The organism is Pedobacter sp. 01N310 (assembly GCF_056399805.1).
The window spans coordinates 1-18,145 of sequence record NZ_JBFTSB010000009.1; the positions used below are offsets into that span (position 1 = coordinate 1).

The window sequence follows — 18,145 nt, forward strand, 5'->3', positions numbered from 1 at the left end:
AAAGGCAGGGACTAATACGACCACAAGTTCTGTGAACTAGAGATGACGGAAGTTCACCCTGCCTTTTATTTAAACGCTTACCAAGCTTTCTTCTTGTAATACTATTTACAAGAAGAAAAATCAGTCCGATAAACCAAAGGAGATGACGACGATAATTCATCATGAGAAATATAATTGCCGTTTTTAAACTCATGCTCTGCGGCTAAAAGCTCATTATTATCGGCTTCAAAAGTAAATAGATGCTGATAGGCAAGTAACTAAGTTGATTTGCTAGCAATTGGTAAGAGTTGTCAACTTTCTGTGCTTCTGTCATTAAAGTTGACAACTCTGAAATAAAAAAAGCAACCTGGTTGCAGGTTGCTTTTTATTATTGGTCATCACCCTGATCCGATAACTATCGGATTTATTTCAGGGTCTATCAGTTTATGAACATATAGATGCTGAACTAAATTCAGCATGACGAATCTTATATTAACGTAATTCTAAAGTTTGTGCTCTATCTGGTCCTACAGAAAGGAATTTGATCGGCACTTCTAATTCTTTTTCTAAGAAAGCAATGTAATCAGTTAATTTAGCTGGGATTTCATCTACAGAAGTAATTTTAGTTACATCAGTTGCCCAACCATCAATTGCTTTCAATACTGGTTTTGGCTCGATTGAAATGATGTCGTATGGCATGTAATCGATCGTTTCGCCATTGTATTCGTAGTGGGTACAAGCATAAATGGTATCGAAGGTATCCAAAACATCAGCTTTCATCATAATTAACTCGGTTACCCCGTTTAACATGATGGCATATTTTAATGCAGGAAGATCGATCCAGCCACAACGACGGGCACGACCTGTAGTTGCGCCAAATTCGTGACCTAAAGCGCGTAAATTTTCGCCAACTTCGTTATCTAATTCAGTAGGGAAAGGGCCACCACCAACACGTGTGCAATATGCTTTGAAGATACCATAAACGGCTCCTACTTTATTAGGCGCAATACCTAAACCAGTACAGGCGCCTGCAGTTGTGGTGTTACTAGATGTTACAAAAGGGTATGAACCAAAATCTACGTCCAATAACGTTCCCTGAGCACCTTCTGCTAAAACAGCTTTTCCTTCTTTTAAGAAACCATTTACATAATGTTCACTATCAACATGAGGAATGGTTTTTAAGAATTCGATTGCTTCAAAGAATGATGCTTCTTTCTCAGCCAATTCATATTCGAAACCTTCGTAATGAGAAAGGATTTCAGTATGTTTTTCTACCAATTTAGCATAGCGTTCTTTAAAATCAGGTAGAGTAGTATCGCCAACGCGTAAACCGTTACGGCCAGTTTTATCCATATAAGTTGGACCAATACCTTTTAAGGTTGATCCAATTTTATTTTTACCCATGCGTGCCTCGTTAGCTGCATCCAATAATTGGTGGGTTGGTAAAATTAAGTGCGCTTTACGGGCAATCACCAATTTGCCATCGGCAATAGGATCATGACCAGCTTTTTTTAAATTATCTAACTCTCTTTTTAGGATAATAGGGTCGATTACTACACCATTACCAATAAGATTCATGGTTTTTTCGTTAAAAATTCCTGAAGGGATTGTATTTAAAACGAATTTTTTGCCATCGAACTCTAAAGTATGTCCGGCATTTGGGCCACCCTGAAAACGGGCAATAAGATCATATTTTGGACTTAGTACATCAACGATTTTTCCCTTTCCTTCATCACCCCATTGCAGGCCGAGAAGTACATCTACTTGCGTCATTATTTAATAAATTAAGCTGGTTTTATTTGTATTTTGATTTAATTTTCTACAATTTTTGCGACTGTTGCTGCGCTTTCGTTTACTTTTCTGGCCATACTGCAATCAGAGCAGAAGCCATAAAGATTTAACGAATGGTGTTTCACATCAAATTTTAAAAGATCACCAACCATGGTTTGGATCTGGTGGATTCGTGGATCGCAGAATTCTACTACTTTACCACATTCGATACAGATTACGTGATCGTGCTGGCGGTAACCATAAGATTTTTCGAATTGCGCCATATTTTTACCAAACTGGTGTTTGGTAACTAAATCGCATGAAACCAGTAACTCCAATGTGTTATAAACCGTAGCACGACTTACGCGGTACTTTTGGTTTTTCATGTGGATATAAAGGGTTTCTACATCAAAGTGGTCGTTTCTTGAATATATTTCTTCCAATATAGCGAAACGCTCTGGTGTTTTACGTAGATTTTTGTTTTCTAAATAAGCCTCAAAAATCTTGCGAACGAGCTCATTTGTTTTTTGTTCAGACATAGTTTTTAAACTCCATTCAAAGGTAGGTAAATTGTTTTGAAAAATGATTACACCGATGAAATGATTACATAGATTTGAATTGTTTGATTGTTACAGCCTTTGATTGTTGAAATGTTGTAATAAGTCGGATGCCCAAAGTCGGAAAGTCAAAAGTCGGGAGCCCTGAGTTCAATTTGCTAATAGTGTAGGTAACAGTTTTTCAATTAAAGTCTTTATATTGCTTGTCAGTTAAATCTTTAATCTCTATCCTAGGGTAAATAAAATGTTGTTTGGGTTTGTCTAAAAATTGTTTTTCCTCTCCCATTGCGAAGCCAAGTTTGTATCCAATATTATCAGAAGTAGTTAAAAATACATTGTCATGCTCTGTGTCATCAGAAGGAATAAATAACATTACTTTTTTATTTGCAACTTTATCAGTTATCCATTGCTCTCCTATTCTTGTTGTTGCCCAGCCTATTACGTCAAATGATTTTTCAAAACTCATTGGATAACGAACATAATTAATGAAGTAGCAGTAAATCTCAAACTCTATATCAAGTGGAAAAGTGATTGCAAATTCGTTTTCTCCAAGTTTATAAAGTCTTGGTTGGGCTTGAAAATTTTCTTGATTATACATATTACAAAATCCATTTATAATACTATCGATTTCTAAGTTTGAAATGTTTTTAACTAATATGAGTTTGTCATTTTTACTTTCTATTTTTTGTAAAAATTCTTTTGAGGGTCTTGCAGTATTATTATCCGGTTCAGTTTGTTGGTTTAGTAATTTGGTTTTAATTAGATAAAACGCAATAGCTACTAATATGATTCCAATAATTAAAGATTGCATCTTCATTTTAAGTATGGGTAGGGTTTTTAATTGCCATTATGCGCAAATTCCTATTTATGCAGTCTGAACTGCTTACTAAATTCTGCTATACTACTCAGGACTTCGGACTAATTAGGCATCAAACCTCGTTACTCCTGTAACACCTCTAACTTTTAATAAATTTTTAATCAGGTTTTCCAGGTGCTCGGTATCGTTTACGAAAATCATAATCGAACCATCAAAAATCCCTTCGTTAGTATCCACAGTAATTGACCTCATATTTACTTTAAAATCGGTAGAAATAACCCTGGTGATGTTATTGATCAAACCTACATCATCAATGCCTACAATGCGTAAGCCGGTTAAGAAAGTTAATTCCTGTTGTTTGTTCCATTTGGCTTTCACCACGCGATAACCATAATTGGCCATTAGCTGCGCAGCGTTAGGGCAGTTGGTACGGTGTATTTTAATCCCTTCACTTACGGTAACAAAACCAAAAACATCATCACCAGGGATTGGATTGCAACATGCGGCTAGCGTGTAATCTATTTTTTGCAGGTCTTCTCCAATGAGCAAAATGTCATTTTCCGAGCCCTTCATTTTGGTTTTAACGATGTCTACCGTTAGGTTTTCAGGTCGCTCCGGTCCGCGGTTTTCAACTTCTTTCTCACTCGACAGATACTCTTTTATATCTTTCAGCTCGATTTTTCCTAAAGCAACATTAACAAAAAGCTCTTGTGTAGAAGGCAGTTTAAAGAAATAACTTAGCTTTTGTAGATTGTCGGTATTGTAGGTGATTTTTAAAGATTTCAGCTTCCTTTCTAAGATTTCTTTCCCATTTTCGGCAATTTTCCGCTTTTCTTCTTTTAAAGATGATTTAATTTTCGATTTAGCCTTGGCAGTAACCACCACATTTAGCCAATCTTCTTTAGGTGTTTGTTTGCTTGAGGTGATAATCTCCACCTGATCGCCATTTTGAAGCTTATACGAAATAGGAACCAGTTTGTGGTTCACTTTAGCGCCTATACAGGTTGCACCTACGTCGGTATGGATCTCGAAAGCAAAATCTAATGCGGTAGCGCCTAATGGCAACTGGATCAAGGCGCCTTTTGGCGTGAAAATAAAAATTTCATCCGAGAAAAGGTTCATCTTGAAATCGTCAAGGAAATCTAAAGCGTTGGCTTCAGGATTGCTCAGCATTTCGCGGACTTTCTGGATCCACTGATCCAGGCCGTTATCGTTACTCGATTCTTTGTATTTCCAGTGTGCAGCAAAACCTTTCTCTGCAATTTCGTTCATGCGTTGTGTACGGATCTGTACCTCAACCCATTGCCCGCGTGGCCCCATTACCGTAGTATGCAAACTTTCGTAGCCATTTCCTTTTGGTGAGGAAACCCAATCGCGTAAACGATCCGGATTTGGGCGGTATAAATCGGTAACAATAGAATACGCTTTCCAGCAATCGGCCTTTTCATTTTCAGGTGCCGAGTCCAAAATAATCCGGATGGCAAAAAGATCGTAAACCTCTTCGAAAGGAATATTTTTCTTTTTCATCTTGTTCCAGATGGAGTGGATTGATTTGGGTCTGCCATAAACATCGGCCACTAAGCCTTGTTCGTGAACAATTTCGTCAATCGGTTCGACGAATTTTTTGATGAAAAGCGCACGTTCAGCTTTTTTCTCGTTTAATTTTTTTGCAATGAATTTGTAAGTGTCAGGGTCGAGATATTTCATCGAAAGATCTTCCAACTCTGATTTTATGGCATATAAACCCAATCTATGGGCTAATGGTGCATATAAATAAATGGTTTCTGAAGCGATTTTAAGCTGCTTGTGGCGGGGCATAAAATCCATTGTACGCATGTTATGCAAACGATCGGCAAGTTTGATCAGGATTACCCTCACATCATCTGCCAGGGTAAGCAGCATTTTACGGAAATTCTCAGCCTGTAAAGAGCTATTGGTATCGAAAACGCCAGATATTTTGGTTAAACCGTCGATAATTTTAGCGGTTTTCTTGCCAAATTCGCGTTCAATATCTTCTAAAGTGATATCGGTATCTTCTACCACATCGTGTAATAAGGCACATACAATAGAGGTTGTTCCTAAGCCAATTTCTTCAGCGGCAATCTGCGCTACAGCAATGGGGTGGTAGATGTAAGGTTCGCCAGACTTTCGGCGCATATCTTTATGGCTCTCCAGTGCCATATCGAAAGCTTTCCTGATTTCTTTTTTATCGCCCTTTTGTAAAGTAGATTTGCTTGCCCGTAGTAATGCCCTATATCTTTTTAGAATCTCTTGCTTTTCCGCCTCTAAATCAATCACTAACTCTGTTTTCATTTGTATTTTTTGCGTAAAAATTGCGTCTTATTTATGAATAAAACTTATATTAGTTTTGTGAAACACCTAATATATGAAATAACACCTAACTTTGTAAAAGTATAAATTTATGAAAATTAAAGGGCTCTTTTTTCTTTGTATTGTAATGATTTGTAGCATTTCGCTGCGGGCTCAGGATCCTGCTGCGCCAATATTCCCTAAATTGGGTAAAAGCGATACAATAAGAGTAGCCTCAACAAATGATAATGGTGTAATGATTCCGTGGATGCAACTTAACGATGTATCTATTTATGCCGCAAGGATATGGAAATCACCGGCAGAACAGGCCGCGTATAATCGCTTAAGGTATAACGTATTAAAAGTAATGCCGTATGCACTGTTTGCAAAACGTAGATACGAGCAATTAGAGCAGGATATTGCCCGAACTCCTGAGAAAAAGGAACAGAAACAGCTGGTTAAACAATGTGATAAAGAAATTAAAGACATGTTTAACCGCGAAATAAAAGAATTAACCATTACTCAAGGTCAGATTTTAACGAAACTGATCGACCGTGAGGTGGGCAGAACAACGTACGATATAGTAAAGCAGACCAAAGGCGGTTTTGCTGCATTTTCTTATCAGATTGTGGCCCGTGTGGTAGGACATAATTTAAAAAGCACTTACGATCCGAATGAAGATAAGGATATAGAATCTATTATCCGCACTTCAGGATTTTATCAATAACTATAATGCAGGAACGCATTCCGAATATTTATTCATTTAAGGTTAAAAAAATTAATGGCGAAGAGCAGCCGTTATCAGCCTACCGCAACAAAGTTGTTTTAATTGTAAATACAGCCTCCGAATGTGGTTTTACGCCACAATTGAAAGAATTACAGCAGTTAAAAGACGAGATTAATAGCCCTGATTTTGAAATTTTGGGTTTTCCGACCAACGATTTTGGAAAGCAGGAACCACTTAATGGATCTGATATTGCATCTTTCTGTGAGATTAACCATGGTGTAAAATTTCCGGTTTTTGATAAAATTATGGTACGTGGGGCACGTGCACACCCGCTTTATCAATTTCTGAGCGATAAAAAACAAAACAGAAAATTAAGTTCGAAACCCCGTTGGAACTTTCATAAATACCTCCTGAACAAAAATGGCGAGCTGGAAGATTATTTTTTACCATTCACCAAGCCATTGAGTTCGAAAATTAAAAAGAAAATTCAGCAACTGCTGAGCCAAAATGCCCAATAATTACGTCATGAAGTTAGATATTTTAGTTATAGCCGTGCATCCTGATGATGCAGAGCTTTGCTGTTCAGGTACTATTTTAAAACATATTGCCCTTGGTAAAAAAGTTGGAATTGTAGATTTAACCAGAGGCGAGCTGGGTACGCGTGGTACTGCAGAAACAAGAGATGAAGAGGCCGCAGACTCTGCGAAAATTTTAGGTTTACATGTTCGCGAAAATTTGAGAATGAGGGATGGCTTTTTTCAGAATGATGAATTTCACCGTTTAGAAGTAATTAAAGCCATCAGGAAATACCAACCAGAAATTATTTTAAGCAATGCGCTAGAAGACCGTCACCCTGATCATGGCAGAGCTGGCGATCTGGTGCACGATTCGGTTTTTTTATCGGGACTGCCAAAAGTAGAAACATCAATTGATGGTGTTAAACAAGAAGCGCACCGGCCGAGGTTATTGTTGCAATATATTCAAGACAGGTACTTAAAACCTGATATTATTGTGGATATATCTGACCACATGGATAAGAAAATTGAATCGATTAAAGCTTTTAAAACCCAGTTTTATAATCCTGATGTAGATGGCTTGCAAACCTATATTTCTTCACCAGAATTTTTTGAAAGCGTAATTGGCCGTTCCAGAGAATTTGGTAAAAGCATCGGTACCACTTTTGGCGAAGGCTTTACCTCAAGAAAATTGTTGGGTGTTGATAGTTTGTTTGATTTAAGGTAAATTTTTTAACCGCAAAGAAAAGAAGTGTTCCGCAAAGTACGCAAAGCTGTAGGGATTTGTCTTACTAAGATTTCTCTTTCTTTTCCTTAGCGAAAAACTTAGCGCCCTTTGCGGTTATTTTGACAGTCCAACAAAACCGCCCTTCGTTTGTTATTCTCAAAACGAATAATAATGGCGAATATATTCTCTTCTCTCAAAAATGCGTACAATCTTTTTAAACATGTAGATTTCGATAAGTTAGAAGCTTTATCGAAAAAAGTCGATTTACCCAAAATAGTCGAAACCATATCCAATCTGGATGATAAACAGATTCAGGGGATGATGAAAATGATGGGTGGATCGGGTAAAAAGCGAGAATTACCACCAATTGAAGGTGATTTTTACCATTTGGGCGACGAAGCACTCAACGATGAGGATCGCGAACTCCAGTTAAAAGTGCGTGCTTTTTTAGAAAAAGAAGTAAAGCCCATTGTAAACCATTACTGGAACAAAGCCGAATTTCCTTTCGAAATTATCCCAAAACTTGCTGAACTTAATATCTGTGGTTTAACCTATAAAGGTTATGGCTGTCCGGGAAAATCGAATTTGATGGAAGGGATTTTAGCGATGGAAATGGCTCGGATAGATACCTCGATTTCTACTTTTTTTGGTGTACAGAGTGGTTTAGCGATGGGATCGATCTATTTATGTGGATCGGAAGAACAAAAACAACAGTGGTTGCCACTGATGCAGCAATTTAAAATTATCGGTGCATTTGGGCTAACCGAACCCGAAGTGGGCTCTGCTGCTGCTGGAGGACTCACTACAACCTGCAAAAAAATAGATGGCAAATGGATATTAAATGGTCAGAAAAAATGGATCGGTAATGCCACTTTCGCCGATATCTTAATTATTTGGGCACGAGATGAAGAAAGTGGTGAGGTTAAGGGTTTTATTGTAAAAAAAGATAATCCTGGTTTTGCTGTAGAAAAAATGCAGGATAAAATGGCCCTCAGGATTGTGCAGAATGGAATTATCACTTTAAACAATTGTGAGGTAGAAGAAACGGACCGCCTGCAAAATGCAAACTCATTTAAAGATACAGCAAAGGTATTGCAAATGACAAGAGCAGGAGTGGCCTGGCAGGCTGTTGGCTGTGCCCGTGGTGCTTACGAAAATGCACTGGATTATACCCGTACCCGAAAACAGTTTGGTAAACCCATTGCATCTTTTCAATTGATTCAAAACCATTTAGTTGAGATGTTGTCGAATTTAACAGCAATGCAAACATTATGTTTTAGGTTGTCACAATTGCAGGATCAGGGCTTGTTGAAAGATGAGCATGCTTCGTTAGCCAAGGTATTCTGTTCGTTACGTACACGTGATGTGGTGAGCAAGGCCCGTGAGGTAATGGGTGGAAACGGCATTTTATTGGAATATAATGTAGCGCGTTTTGTGGCCGATGCTGAAGCAATTTATTCTTACGAAGGCACAAAAGAAATTAATACGCTGATTGTAGGTAGAGCCATAACGGGTTTCTCTGCATTTGTTTAGGTAGTGGGAACTCACGAAGTTTGAAAGGCTAAGAGCAGTTCGGGAACTTCGTTAGTTTTGAGCTGGGGTAATTAGTTGCTTGCGAGTCTGAGCGTAGTCGAAGACTAATGTAATATGATAAATAGCAGGATTTTTAGGGTTAGGAAACGAATGTCAGCATTTCATGGGTGCTTCAGTCCTGCCATTCGCTGTAGTCCCGACGAAAAGTCGGGAGCTGCCGCTGCTGTCAGGTTTATGAACAAAAGTTAGCGGCCCCTGCAACCTCAAAAATAAAATACTTTTCTGGCCATTTAGCCCAGGTTGGAGCGATACCCTGCAGCAACGAGGTACGAGGTAGCGAAGCGTATAAGCGTAAAACGGGAAGAAACTTAATGTTTTGCACAGGCATAGCGCTACAAGAAAAAAGTGTTTCAGAATTAGAAAACGTGGATCTGCAGCCCGGTTTTAGTTAATTAAATAGCTTTTAACACCCAGGTTTCTCGGATTCTGCCAATTTTATTCGCCTGCTCCTTCATTTTTTTTAATAATTCAATATCAATATATTTTAGCGAGGAAAGTTGATGCCAAACTGAAGTTGCTTTAGTTGTCAATTTGAAACCTTGTTCAAGAAAGAAGTGTTCAGCCTGTTCAAAGCTATCAAACTTATTATCTTCTACATGATGTGTTTCCAGAAACTGAGAAAAATAATCATTGGTTTCATTTTTAGGTGCTGGTCGTTTAATATATACATCAGCAGTGATCCAATAACCACCTCTTTGTTTTAATGATTTATGGATGGTTTTACATAGTGATATCTTTTCTTCATTATTTAAATACACCAATAAACCTTCATTTATAATACTAATCGGACCGAGAGGCATTTGATTTATAGCATTTGAAAAAGCGTCTCCATCCAAAGCATTTAAAGCTTCGGTTTTGAGTTTACCCTTTAATTGTAATTTCTCATCAACAATTAGTCGATCAACCAAATCTTTTTTGATGTCGATTACGCCTTGTAAATCAGTATCCAAATAATAAATAGTCGGGTGCCTTAAAACCAGATCCAAGCCCCTGAAAGAATAACCAGAAGAAATTTCTATAATATTTAAAGAGCCCGATGCAAAAAGTAAGCTATCCAGAGATAAATATCTACTCTCAAAATGGACCAACCGTTTTAAAAATACCTCATCAAAATCTTTATCATATAATTTTTCAAGGGCGTCGTTGCCGTAAATTAACTTAACAGCGTCAGCAACAAAGGGAATATTCGTTAAACTTTTGGCTAGCAATAGCGATTTTGCTGATGGACTTATCGAACTATAATCACGATTCATTTGTAATTATACCAAAAAAAATCTATGTCTAAAACGGATACTTATTAAATGCTACCTGGCTCATTGCGCTTTTTTCGAATAGCGCAATACAGGATTTATTATATTGAGGATTGAAGTTTACTTCTCCAGGTTCCAAAGTTTTCGGAACGTTGGAATTTTCCATAAAGAAGTAAACTTTTGTATTGCCATATTTGGTATGGGGCATTAAATTGCCATAATCTTCCATTTCTTTCCATAGCGAATCTTTAACCGTAACGATATAAATCCGCTGTACCGGACCAGTATTGTTTGCATTTCTATACTTGGCAATTTCTTTAAAACCGGCTTTCATATCCTCAATCCCAGGCTGATCAAAAACAGCTTTAACCATGAAAAAGATCAACACTAAAATACCTGCAACTAAGAAATAAACTAACGATTTTCTATTCATGCCTACAATAAAGGCAATATTTTTTCCATAACCGTCAAGCCTTCGTCAATATGCTTTTGCTCAATGCAAAGTGCCGGACGAAAGCGTATCGTTTTTTCACCACAGCCCAAAAACATCACATTGTTTTCTAATCCTTTGCCAATAAATGCATTCCGCATTTCTTTTGTCGGGAAATCAAAAGAACACAACAAACCTCTTCCACGAACATTTGTCATTTGATCAAATTTATGCGATAGGTTTTCTAGTTGATCTCTTAAGTACACACCTACTTTTGCTGCATTCTCACAAAGCTGATCTTCTTCTACAATTTGTAAAATCTGCGTAGAACGAACCATATCAACCAAATTGCCTCCCCAGGTTGAGTTAATACGGCTTGGCACTTTAAATACATTGGTTTCAATTTCGTCTACCTTATTACCGACAAGAATACCACAAACCTGCATTTTTTTTCCAAAAGCGATGATATCTGGTTGAGCTTTTTCACTAAAATGTTGATGGCACCAGAATTTACCGGTTAACCCAACCCCGGTTTGTACTTCATCATAAATCAAAAAGGCATCATTTTCATCGGCCAAGGCCTTAAGTTGGATCAAAAATTCTTCACGCAGGTGGTTATCTCCACCTTCAGATTGGATTGGTTCTATAATTATAGCGCAGATATCGTCTTTATTATCTGCAAATGCTTTTTTGATCTGCGCTAAAGATGTTTCTTCGGTTTGAATGGCATGACTTAAATTATTTCCTGAAAGCGGAAATTTAACTTCCGGAACAGCCACTCTTGGCCAATCGAATTTGGCAAACCACTTGGTTTTATCGGGTAGGGTATTGGTTAAGCTTAAAGTATAACCCGTTCTGCCATGAAAAGCCCTTTCGAAGTGTAAAACCTTAAAACCTTTTTCTTCAGTATATCCTTTCGCAAAATTTTTCTGAACTTTCCAGTCCATGGCTACCTTAATTGCATTTTCTACTGCTAAGCCTCCACCTGCAATAAAAAAAGCATGCGGCAGGTAAGCCGGAATACCGACTTTGGAAAATGTTTCAACAAACTGTGCATACTGCTGGGTGTAAACATCAGAGTTCGATGGATTAGCTAATGCAGCGAGGAGAAGATTTTTTTTAAATGCTTCATCATTGATCATTTTAGGGTGGTTATAACCTAAAGGAACGGAAGCAAAACAAGTGAAAAAATCGAGTAAAGTTCTGTTGTGTTTAGCATCGTAAATGTAAGCACCATGACTTTTTTCCATATCATAAGTCAGGTCGAAACCATCGGCCAAAATGTGCTTACTTAACGATTCGTTAACGCGATCTGCAGGTACTGTTAATTGATACATAAACTTGGTTTTGGTATAATCCAAATTTAGTTAAATGTGCCTAAAATCAAAATTTAAGCACTTTTTGTGCACTTTACATAAAAAATAGGTTTAAACTGTTTAAAGTATGATTATAGACAAAATCGCGTTTTGGACTTCACCGATGTGGAAAACTTTTTTCGAAAATTCTTATTGCGGAGCAAATTAAATCTAAATAAATATGAACTATCTATGGGTTTTAAGCCTGATATTGTAAACCTTATGAAAGAACTTCTCCATCAGCATATTTCCAACCATGTAACCATTCCGGAAAAGGAAAGAGATATATTCTGTAACCTGTTCAAACATCAATTGGTTAAAAGAAAGCGTTTTTTACTGCAAGCGGGTGAAACCTGTAAATTTGAAGGTTTTGTAATCAAAGGACTTTTCCGCATCTATCATGTTGACCAAAATGGTTTTGAAAACATATTGTATTTTGCCATTGAAAACTGGTGGATTACCGATATTGATAGTTTCACCAATAACACACCTTCTCAGCTCTATATAGAGGCTCTTGAAGATAGTGAGGTACTGCTTATTTCTAAGAAGGACAAAGAATTTGCTTACATCAATCGTCCTCAAATTGAGAAGCTATTCAGGATAATGACCCAAAAAACCCACGTTGCCCTACAAAGGAGGATGATCGATAATTTGAGTAAAACTGCAGACCAGCGCTATCTTGATTTTATTAAAAAATATCCGCAGCTCCTACAACGATTGACCAACCTTCAGATTGCAGCTTATTTAGGCATTAGTCACGAATTTTTGAGTAAGATCAGAAAAAAAAATGTAACCGGTAGCTAGCTAACCTGTATTTATTGAACTTGTTCAATCTTTTTGTCTTGGTGTCCTGTGCATCTTTGTGTCATCAAATAACATAAGGCATGAAATCAATTATTTCAACATTATTTCTAACTATTCTAATCTTATTAAAAATGGAAGCAAATGCACAAGGTTTCAAAACTATTGAAACAGCTAATTTAAAGCTCGAAGTTTATAACGCATCAGAGAATGCTTTTGGCGTGGCATCCGTAATCGTTTCAGGTAAAACAGATGCCGTTTTAATCGACGCACAATTTACTTTGGAAGACGCGGAAAAGGTCGCCGGCCAAATCAAAAAGTCTGGTAAAAAATTAACTGTAATTTATGTTTCCCATGCTGATCCTGATTATTACTTCGGATTGGAAGTTTTTAAGAAACATTTCCCGGAAGTAACGGCTTTCGCCTCACCGGAAACCGTGGAAGCTATCAAAGCCTCTGCACAGAAAAAACTGGATGTTTGGGGGGAAAGATTAGGCAAGGCCATTACTTCTAATGTGGTATTACCACAGGTTATAAAGGGAAATAGCATTGATTTGGAAGGTCAGAAACTCGAAGTTGTTGGCTTGGAAGAATTTCCTGCAAAAACCTTTGTTTGGATTCCTTCAATTAAAGCAGTAATAGGTGGTATCAATGTTTTCGGAACTACATTTAACCTATGGATGGCAGATGCACAAACGCCGGAAGCCCGTAAAAATTGGATTGCTGTTTTAGACAAAATCGAAGCCTTAAATCCTTCAATCGTTATTCCTGCACATGCCAATAACGCAAGCCCATTTGATGTTAGTGCAATAAAACATACCAAAAGTTATATCCAGTTTTACGAAGAGGCTTTAAAAACCAACAAAACTTCTGAAGAGTTGATCAAAGCGATTAAAGCACAATATCCAACATTAACTTTTGAAACGGCTTTACAGATTGGAGCAAAGGTGAATACCGGCGAAATGAAATGGTAGAATTAATCGCAAGGAATAAATTTAAGTTAATTATTCCTTGCGATCTAAAAGGCTAAAAAAACGCTCTTAAATCATTATTTCTTTTTGAGATTGTTTTTTTTGCAAAAGCACAGAAGAAATGAAAACAATTATATCCAGTTTGTTGGTTGCAGGTATGCTGCTGACAAGTTGTGTCTCAAATATCAATAAAATGACAAATCTAGAAATTGTAAAAAGTACCTACGAAGGAAAAACTTCGGAAGAAAATGGTGAAAACTTAGCAAAATATGTTGCTGAAGATATCTCATGGACAGAAGCAGAAGGATTTCCGTGCGCAGGCACTTATATAGGCTTGGAAAACATTAAAAAAAATGTTTTTGCAAGACTAGGAAGCGAATGGATTGATTATAAATTCACGCCAGAAGATTATGTTGCCAATGAAGACAAAGTGGTAGCGTATGGAACTTATTCTGGTACCTATAAAAAGACAAATAAGCCTTTTACGGCAAGAGTTGCCCACATATGGAAACTGAAAGAGCGTAAAATCATAAGTTTTGAGCAGTTTGTGGATAGTAAGCCAGTAAATGATGTCATGCAATAAAGTTATTCGCTTTATTGTTGAGAAGGACTTTTTGCATCATCTGATTCCCGCTTATAGTCATTGAGTAAATACAGAATTTCGTCTGCCTTCCTGTCCAGATGTGATACAGGGATTTTTGCAGAAGTGCCGTCCTTTAATAATACGGTGATGTAATTTTTATATATACTCCCGGCATTATCACGTCCCACTTCTTCTATGCTGAATGCAAAACCCTCTATGTTTTTCCAATTGTAAAAATCACGGTCTTTAATGATCAGCTCATTTTCCGTAAAAGTAATATGAGGTGTTTTTTTGATCAGCTCGCGAAGTGCATAAATAAAAAGCCATATAGGAAATATACTGAAAACAGCTATGATGCCTACTGTTACAATTGTAAAATCACCATAAAATATATAAATAAAAAAGGGTATCGATATTATGGACAACACTAATATAACATAAAGGTTTAAAGGTGCTTTTCTGATAACAAGGGGTTCCATTGAAATATTTTAAGGTTGAGAAACTTTCTTCACATACAAAAACTTCTTATCTAAAGCACTAATATATATACTATCTGATTGATTTAGAATAAAATTCTGTTACAAGTTGATTGCTTGTGTTTTACAAGTTAATTGTGTGGAAATTATTCTATGGCACATTTTTTTAAAAAACAATATTGAAATCACATCATTTTAAGCGATTTTATCGATATAAAAATCAGAATGCCGAACGTGATCCTCCACCGTCCACTACTGAAACCGTTCCTGTTATATATTTAGCACGTGGCGAAACCAGGAAAACAGCCATGTTTGCCATATCTTGCACTTCACCAAAATCTTGCAAAGGTATTTCACTTTCAGCATATTTCCTGCGCTCATCACCCGGGAAATAAGGCCGGATGTTTTCAGTATCGATAAGTCCCGGCTGTAAACAGTTCGCCCTGATTCCATATTTGCCCAACTCACCTGCAAGTTGTTTAGACCACATTGCCATTGCGGCCTTGGCAATAGCTGAAACATTCAACGAGCGTAATTCATAAGTACTGGTCAAATTGAGTATTGTACCTTGTTTGCGGGCTATAAAATGTGGTAATAGCGCTTGAGTGAGCAACCTGGGGCGCTCAAAATCTAAGGCCATCGATCTAGTCCAGGGTTCTTCTGGTCCTGCAACATCTACAGGCTGACTTTGCCCCGCGTTGTTGATGAGGATGTCGATATGGCCAAGTGCAGCTAAGGCCGCAGTAGCAATTTTGTGAGGCGCGTTTGGTGCCAGTAAGTCCTGCGTAAAAACAATAGGGGCAATGTTGCCTTCAGCAACAATCTCACTGGAAAGGCTATCTAATGATTGTTGGTTACGGCCTGTTACGAAAACTTTTACACCTTCCCTTGCCAGCTCTTTTGCTATTGCGCTACCTATCCCTTTAGAGGCTCCGGTTACCAATGCCGTTTTTCCGGTTAAATATAAGTCCATATTTTCTTGTGATTAAAATGACCTTGCAATAATAACCTGTACCGCGTATTTTTATAGCATGCACTACCATTTGTATGGTACAAACAAATTTGTAAGTAATGACGGCACGAAAAGAAAATTCGACTTATACCCTCAACGAAAAATTTATAACGGATTGCGATCTGACTTATGCGGCCAACAAAATAGGAGGGAGATGGAAAATTGTAATATTGGATAAACTTGGAGACCGAAAATTGAGGTTTAGTGAGCTGAAAAAAGAATTCCCATATATATCAGAACGGATGTTAACCTTACAGTTGCGTGCATTGGAGCAGGATGAGCTGGTTAAAAGAACTGTTTATGCAGAGGTTCCTCCGAGGGTAGAATATGAGCTAACTCCGATAGCACTAGAGTTTCTTCCGATTTTTTGTCAATTAAGTGCTTGGGGCAAGAAGAATAAAGCGCTAAAGAAGAGTGGATCATAAAACCGTTAAAGTTTGATTAGAGGTATGCATAAATCAGCAAATATTGGTTACCTTTAATTGATTTGGCAGCTTATTTAATGTTGCATCAGTTGATTAGCAAATTTTAAAAATTGTATCGGGTTAAGTATTATGGCAGAAGTTAAATTAAATATCCAAAAAGAAGAACCTAGTGCATTCGAACTTTATGATGAGGGAGAAAAATATGGAGAAATGGTTTTTGATATTCAGGGCGGAAATTTAACGGTTTATCATACCGAAATTGATCCCGAAAAAGAAGGCAAAGGTTACGCAAAACTATTGCTGGATGCCATGGTAAATTATGTACGTACAAATAACCTGAAGGTAATTCCATTGTGCCCTTATGTGCATCTGCAATTTAAACGCCACGAAGAACTTTACAGAGATATCTGGAACAAAGTGCGCGAAAACGATTAATCGATAAAAACAATACTAGAATTAAATTCAGGAAAGCTACACTAATACTTCATGGTTTTGGAAAATCAATTTTCCAATGGTTCTGGTAAGAAAGCCACCGGAAAATTGTAAATGAGTTAATTAAACCTTTAAAAAAGAACTAAAAGCCGGTTGTTTTGGACGGTTTATTATTCAATGTGTATAGATCGTGCATCTTCATCTATTATTTAGCGGGCTTGCTCTATTTTTATTTCATTCGAAAGAAAGTAGCGATACTTTTATAACAAGAATCAAATCAACGGGACGATTTAGAGATCTTATTGGGGTTCCTCAGCAATGAGGGCCCTTTTTTTATTCAGGGCTAATGATATTGATCAGATAGTTAAGCGCATTTGCAGGATGAATTGGCATCAAAGATTGTATTACCCGTTTAAAACTTATCCTTCATGCCAAAAATGCCCATAAGCCCTCCGGTATGGATGGCCAATACTTTTTCATCTTTACCAATAATTTCTTGTTTTACTAAATCTTGAATGGCATAAAACATTTTCGCCGTATAAACAGGGTCTAGTAGCAATCCGGTTTTTGCAGTAAAGGTTTTGATAAAGCTGATCAGTTCAGGAGTGGTTTTCGCATAGCCTCCAAAATGATAATCGAGGTGAAGTTCGAGGTGGCTGGAGATGGGCGTATAATGTGCTATTTCTGCTTTGATAAATGAAGCACCCTTTAACACGGGGATGATATGTAACTTTGTATTTAATTGTTGTTGTTGAATTCCCATCAACAAACCTGCAGCTGTGGTTCCTGTTCCGGCAGCGCAAAAAATGTGGTCGTATGGTTCCACTAGCTCTTCAATTACCTCTGCGCAGCCAATGGTGGCTTCAACTGATGCACCCCCTTCATTTATAAAATAGGCTTGTGCATCGGATGCAAAATACTGGTCAAACAATTGGTGTTTATCCCGATAACTTTCACGGTCGGTAAAAATGAGTTTCATCCCAAATAAACTGCACAGTAATAATAGCTCATTTTTTACTGCTTCCCCACGTACAAAAGCTGTAGCGGTTAAGCCCGATCTTGATGCTGCGGCGGCAGTAGCCACGAGGTGATTGGAATAAGGACCTCCAAAAGTGACCAGATGCGTTTTTTGATCTGCTTTGGCCTTGGCTAAAATGTATTTGAGCTTACGCCATTTATTCCCGGAAATATAAGGATCGATAAGATCATCCCTTTTAACAAACAGGTTGTTTAAAGGAGAAAATGCTATTTTTTGTATTGGACTATATATTTCTTCGAACACGTGTGAAAATAAGCAAAGGTTATATCATAAAATTAATTTTAATTAATATGTCACGTTGTCCAAAGGACTCCTACGGAGAGCCTGTCGAAATGGACTAGAGACATTTACCCTTCCTTCGACAGGCTCAGGATGA

The 18,145-nt window shown here is 37.4% G+C and carries 20 protein-coding genes; 9 read left to right on the forward strand and 11 right to left on the reverse strand.

The window, feature by feature from the left end; all coding sequences use genetic code 11:
• The 5 genes from AC1DNH_RS17595 to AC1DNH_RS17615 form a co-directional block, all read right to left on the reverse strand.
• On the reverse strand, positions 1–193 hold a 193-nt coding region (locus tag AC1DNH_RS17595; RefSeq protein ID WP_477625536.1), incomplete at its 3' end, for a hypothetical protein.
• A gap of 278 nt (positions 194–471) precedes the next feature.
• Positions 472–1,752, reverse strand: coding sequence for an adenylosuccinate synthase (locus tag AC1DNH_RS17600; protein WP_190326317.1), 1,281 nt, complete (start codon positions 1,750–1,752; stop codon positions 472–474).
• Between the two features lie 38 nt (positions 1,753–1,790).
• Positions 1,791–2,288, reverse strand: coding sequence for a Fur family transcriptional regulator (locus tag AC1DNH_RS17605; protein ID WP_477585190.1), 498 nt, complete (start codon positions 2,286–2,288; stop codon positions 1,791–1,793).
• Positions 2,289–2,487: 199 nt separating this feature from the next.
• Positions 2,488–3,123, reverse strand: coding sequence for a hypothetical protein (locus tag AC1DNH_RS17610; protein WP_477625537.1), 636 nt, complete (start codon positions 3,121–3,123; stop codon positions 2,488–2,490).
• 105 nt (positions 3,124–3,228) lie between these two features.
• A complete protein-coding gene (locus AC1DNH_RS17615; RefSeq protein ID WP_108199883.1) occupies positions 3,229–5,436 on the reverse strand; it encodes a RelA/SpoT family protein in 2,208 nt (735 codons plus the stop codon).
• Positions 5,437–5,545: 109 nt separating this feature from the next.
• Here AC1DNH_RS17615 and AC1DNH_RS17620 point away from each other — a divergent pair, with 109 nt between their 5' ends.
• The 4 genes from AC1DNH_RS17620 (at position 5,546) to AC1DNH_RS17635 (ending at position 8,935) form a co-directional block, all read left to right on the forward strand.
• Positions 5,546–6,160, forward strand: a complete 615-nt coding sequence (locus AC1DNH_RS17620) for a DUF4294 domain-containing protein (protein WP_477580717.1) — start codon at positions 5,546–5,548, stop codon at positions 6,158–6,160.
• A 5-nt stretch (positions 6,161–6,165) separates the two neighbouring features.
• Positions 6,166–6,678 carry a glutathione peroxidase gene (locus AC1DNH_RS17625; protein WP_477580715.1) on the forward strand — a complete coding sequence of 171 codons (513 nt, stop codon included), beginning with the start codon at positions 6,166–6,168 and terminating at the stop codon, positions 6,676–6,678.
• A gap of 7 nt (positions 6,679–6,685) precedes the next feature.
• Positions 6,686–7,402, forward strand: coding sequence for a bacillithiol biosynthesis deacetylase BshB1 (gene bshB1, locus AC1DNH_RS17630; protein WP_477580713.1), 717 nt, complete (start codon positions 6,686–6,688; stop codon positions 7,400–7,402).
• Positions 7,403–7,573: 171 nt separating this feature from the next.
• Complete coding sequence (locus AC1DNH_RS17635; protein WP_477580711.1) at positions 7,574–8,935, forward strand: acyl-CoA dehydrogenase family protein; 1,362 nt, start codon at positions 7,574–7,576, stop codon at positions 8,933–8,935.
• Positions 8,936–9,387: 452 nt separating this feature from the next.
• Here the strand turns inward: AC1DNH_RS17635 and AC1DNH_RS17640 are convergent, their stop codons facing one another.
• Genes AC1DNH_RS17640 through lat form a run of 3 tightly spaced genes read right to left on the reverse strand, consistent with a single transcriptional unit; the run spans position 9,388 to position 12,012 of the window.
• Positions 9,388–10,248 (reverse strand): hypothetical protein, encoded by an 861-nt coding sequence (locus AC1DNH_RS17640; protein ID WP_477580709.1) that lies wholly within the window; start codon positions 10,246–10,248, stop codon positions 9,388–9,390.
• A 28-nt stretch (positions 10,249–10,276) separates the two neighbouring features.
• Entirely contained in the window at positions 10,277–10,678 is a 402-nt protein-coding gene (locus tag AC1DNH_RS17645) for a hypothetical protein (RefSeq protein ID WP_477580707.1), read from the reverse strand.
• Between the two features lie 2 nt (positions 10,679–10,680).
• A complete protein-coding gene (gene lat / locus AC1DNH_RS17650) occupies positions 10,681–12,012 on the reverse strand; it encodes an L-lysine 6-transaminase (RefSeq protein ID WP_477580705.1) in 1,332 nt (443 codons plus the stop codon).
• Between the two features lie 240 nt (positions 12,013–12,252).
• On the opposite strand from lat, the gene AC1DNH_RS17655 reads away from it, so the two are divergent.
• The 3 genes from AC1DNH_RS17655 (at position 12,253) to AC1DNH_RS17665 (ending at position 14,385) form a co-directional block, all read left to right on the forward strand.
• The gene (locus tag AC1DNH_RS17655) at positions 12,253–12,834 is read left to right on the forward strand and encodes a Crp/Fnr family transcriptional regulator (RefSeq protein WP_477580703.1); all 582 of its coding nucleotides are present in this window, start codon (positions 12,253–12,255) and stop codon (positions 12,832–12,834) included.
• 80 nt (positions 12,835–12,914) lie between these two features.
• A complete protein-coding gene (locus AC1DNH_RS17660) occupies positions 12,915–13,805 on the forward strand; it encodes an MBL fold metallo-hydrolase (protein ID WP_477580701.1) in 891 nt (296 codons plus the stop codon).
• A 118-nt stretch (positions 13,806–13,923) separates the two neighbouring features.
• Positions 13,924–14,385 (forward strand): nuclear transport factor 2 family protein, encoded by a 462-nt coding sequence (locus tag AC1DNH_RS17665; RefSeq protein WP_477609511.1) that lies wholly within the window; start codon positions 13,924–13,926, stop codon positions 14,383–14,385.
• An 11-nt stretch (positions 14,386–14,396) separates the two neighbouring features.
• On the opposite strand, the gene AC1DNH_RS17670 is transcribed toward AC1DNH_RS17665, so the two are convergent.
• Both AC1DNH_RS17670 and AC1DNH_RS17675 read right to left on the reverse strand, forming a co-directional pair.
• A complete protein-coding gene (locus tag AC1DNH_RS17670; RefSeq protein WP_477583896.1) occupies positions 14,397–14,864 on the reverse strand; it encodes a hypothetical protein in 468 nt (155 codons plus the stop codon).
• 217 nt (positions 14,865–15,081) lie between these two features.
• Positions 15,082–15,834 carry an SDR family NAD(P)-dependent oxidoreductase gene (locus tag AC1DNH_RS17675; RefSeq protein WP_477583897.1) on the reverse strand — a complete coding sequence of 251 codons (753 nt, stop codon included), beginning with the start codon at positions 15,832–15,834 and terminating at the stop codon, positions 15,082–15,084.
• Positions 15,835–15,932: 98 nt separating this feature from the next.
• Between AC1DNH_RS17675 and AC1DNH_RS17680 the strand changes: the two genes are divergently transcribed.
• A complete protein-coding gene (locus AC1DNH_RS17680) occupies positions 15,933–16,298 on the forward strand; it encodes a winged helix-turn-helix transcriptional regulator (RefSeq protein ID WP_215130779.1) in 366 nt (121 codons plus the stop codon).
• A gap of 129 nt (positions 16,299–16,427) precedes the next feature.
• Complete coding sequence (locus AC1DNH_RS17685; protein ID WP_477583899.1) at positions 16,428–16,733, forward strand: GNAT family N-acetyltransferase; 306 nt, start codon at positions 16,428–16,430, stop codon at positions 16,731–16,733.
• A gap of 409 nt (positions 16,734–17,142) precedes the next feature.
• Here the strand turns inward: AC1DNH_RS17685 and AC1DNH_RS17690 are convergent, their stop codons facing one another.
• Positions 17,143–18,012, reverse strand: a complete 870-nt coding sequence (locus tag AC1DNH_RS17690; RefSeq protein ID WP_477583901.1) for a 1-aminocyclopropane-1-carboxylate deaminase/D-cysteine desulfhydrase — start codon at positions 18,010–18,012, stop codon at positions 17,143–17,145.
• Positions 18,013–18,145 lie beyond the last annotated feature (133 nt).

What these genes read in the sequence shown, in the direction of transcription:
- AC1DNH_RS17600 (WP_190326317.1), bottom strand. Translation starts at nt 1,752, where the DNA reads ATGACGCAAGTAGATGTACTTCTCGGCCTGCAATGGGGTGATGAAGGA.
- AC1DNH_RS17605 (WP_477585190.1), bottom strand. Translation starts at nt 2,288, where the DNA reads ATGTCTGAACAAAAAACAAATGAGCTCGTTCGCAAGATTTTTGAGGCT.
- AC1DNH_RS17610 (WP_477625537.1), bottom strand. Translation starts at nt 3,123, where the DNA reads ATGAAGATGCAATCTTTAATTATTGGAATCATATTAGTAGCTATTGCG.
- AC1DNH_RS17615 (WP_108199883.1), bottom strand. Translation starts at nt 5,436, where the DNA reads ATGAAAACAGAGTTAGTGATTGATTTAGAGGCGGAAAAGCAAGAGATT.
- AC1DNH_RS17620 (WP_477580717.1), top strand. Translation starts at nt 5,546, where the DNA reads ATGAAAATTAAAGGGCTCTTTTTTCTTTGTATTGTAATGATTTGTAGC.
- AC1DNH_RS17625 (WP_477580715.1), top strand. Translation starts at nt 6,166, where the DNA reads ATGCAGGAACGCATTCCGAATATTTATTCATTTAAGGTTAAAAAAATT.
- bshB1 (WP_477580713.1), top strand. Translation starts at nt 6,686, where the DNA reads ATGAAGTTAGATATTTTAGTTATAGCCGTGCATCCTGATGATGCAGAG.
- AC1DNH_RS17635 (WP_477580711.1), top strand. Translation starts at nt 7,574, where the DNA reads ATGGCGAATATATTCTCTTCTCTCAAAAATGCGTACAATCTTTTTAAA.
- AC1DNH_RS17640 (WP_477580709.1), bottom strand. Translation starts at nt 10,248, where the DNA reads ATGAATCGTGATTATAGTTCGATAAGTCCATCAGCAAAATCGCTATTG.
- AC1DNH_RS17645 (WP_477580707.1), bottom strand. Translation starts at nt 10,678, where the DNA reads ATGAATAGAAAATCGTTAGTTTATTTCTTAGTTGCAGGTATTTTAGTG.
- lat (WP_477580705.1), bottom strand. Translation starts at nt 12,012, where the DNA reads ATGTATCAATTAACAGTACCTGCAGATCGCGTTAACGAATCGTTAAGT.
- AC1DNH_RS17655 (WP_477580703.1), top strand. Translation starts at nt 12,253, where the DNA reads ATGAAAGAACTTCTCCATCAGCATATTTCCAACCATGTAACCATTCCG.
- AC1DNH_RS17660 (WP_477580701.1), top strand. Translation starts at nt 12,915, where the DNA reads ATGAAATCAATTATTTCAACATTATTTCTAACTATTCTAATCTTATTA.
- AC1DNH_RS17665 (WP_477609511.1), top strand. Translation starts at nt 13,924, where the DNA reads ATGAAAACAATTATATCCAGTTTGTTGGTTGCAGGTATGCTGCTGACA.
- AC1DNH_RS17670 (WP_477583896.1), bottom strand. Translation starts at nt 14,864, where the DNA reads ATGGAACCCCTTGTTATCAGAAAAGCACCTTTAAACCTTTATGTTATA.
- AC1DNH_RS17675 (WP_477583897.1), bottom strand. Translation starts at nt 15,834, where the DNA reads ATGGACTTATATTTAACCGGAAAAACGGCATTGGTAACCGGAGCCTCT.
- AC1DNH_RS17680 (WP_215130779.1), top strand. Translation starts at nt 15,933, where the DNA reads ATGACGGCACGAAAAGAAAATTCGACTTATACCCTCAACGAAAAATTT.
- AC1DNH_RS17685 (WP_477583899.1), top strand. Translation starts at nt 16,428, where the DNA reads ATGGCAGAAGTTAAATTAAATATCCAAAAAGAAGAACCTAGTGCATTC.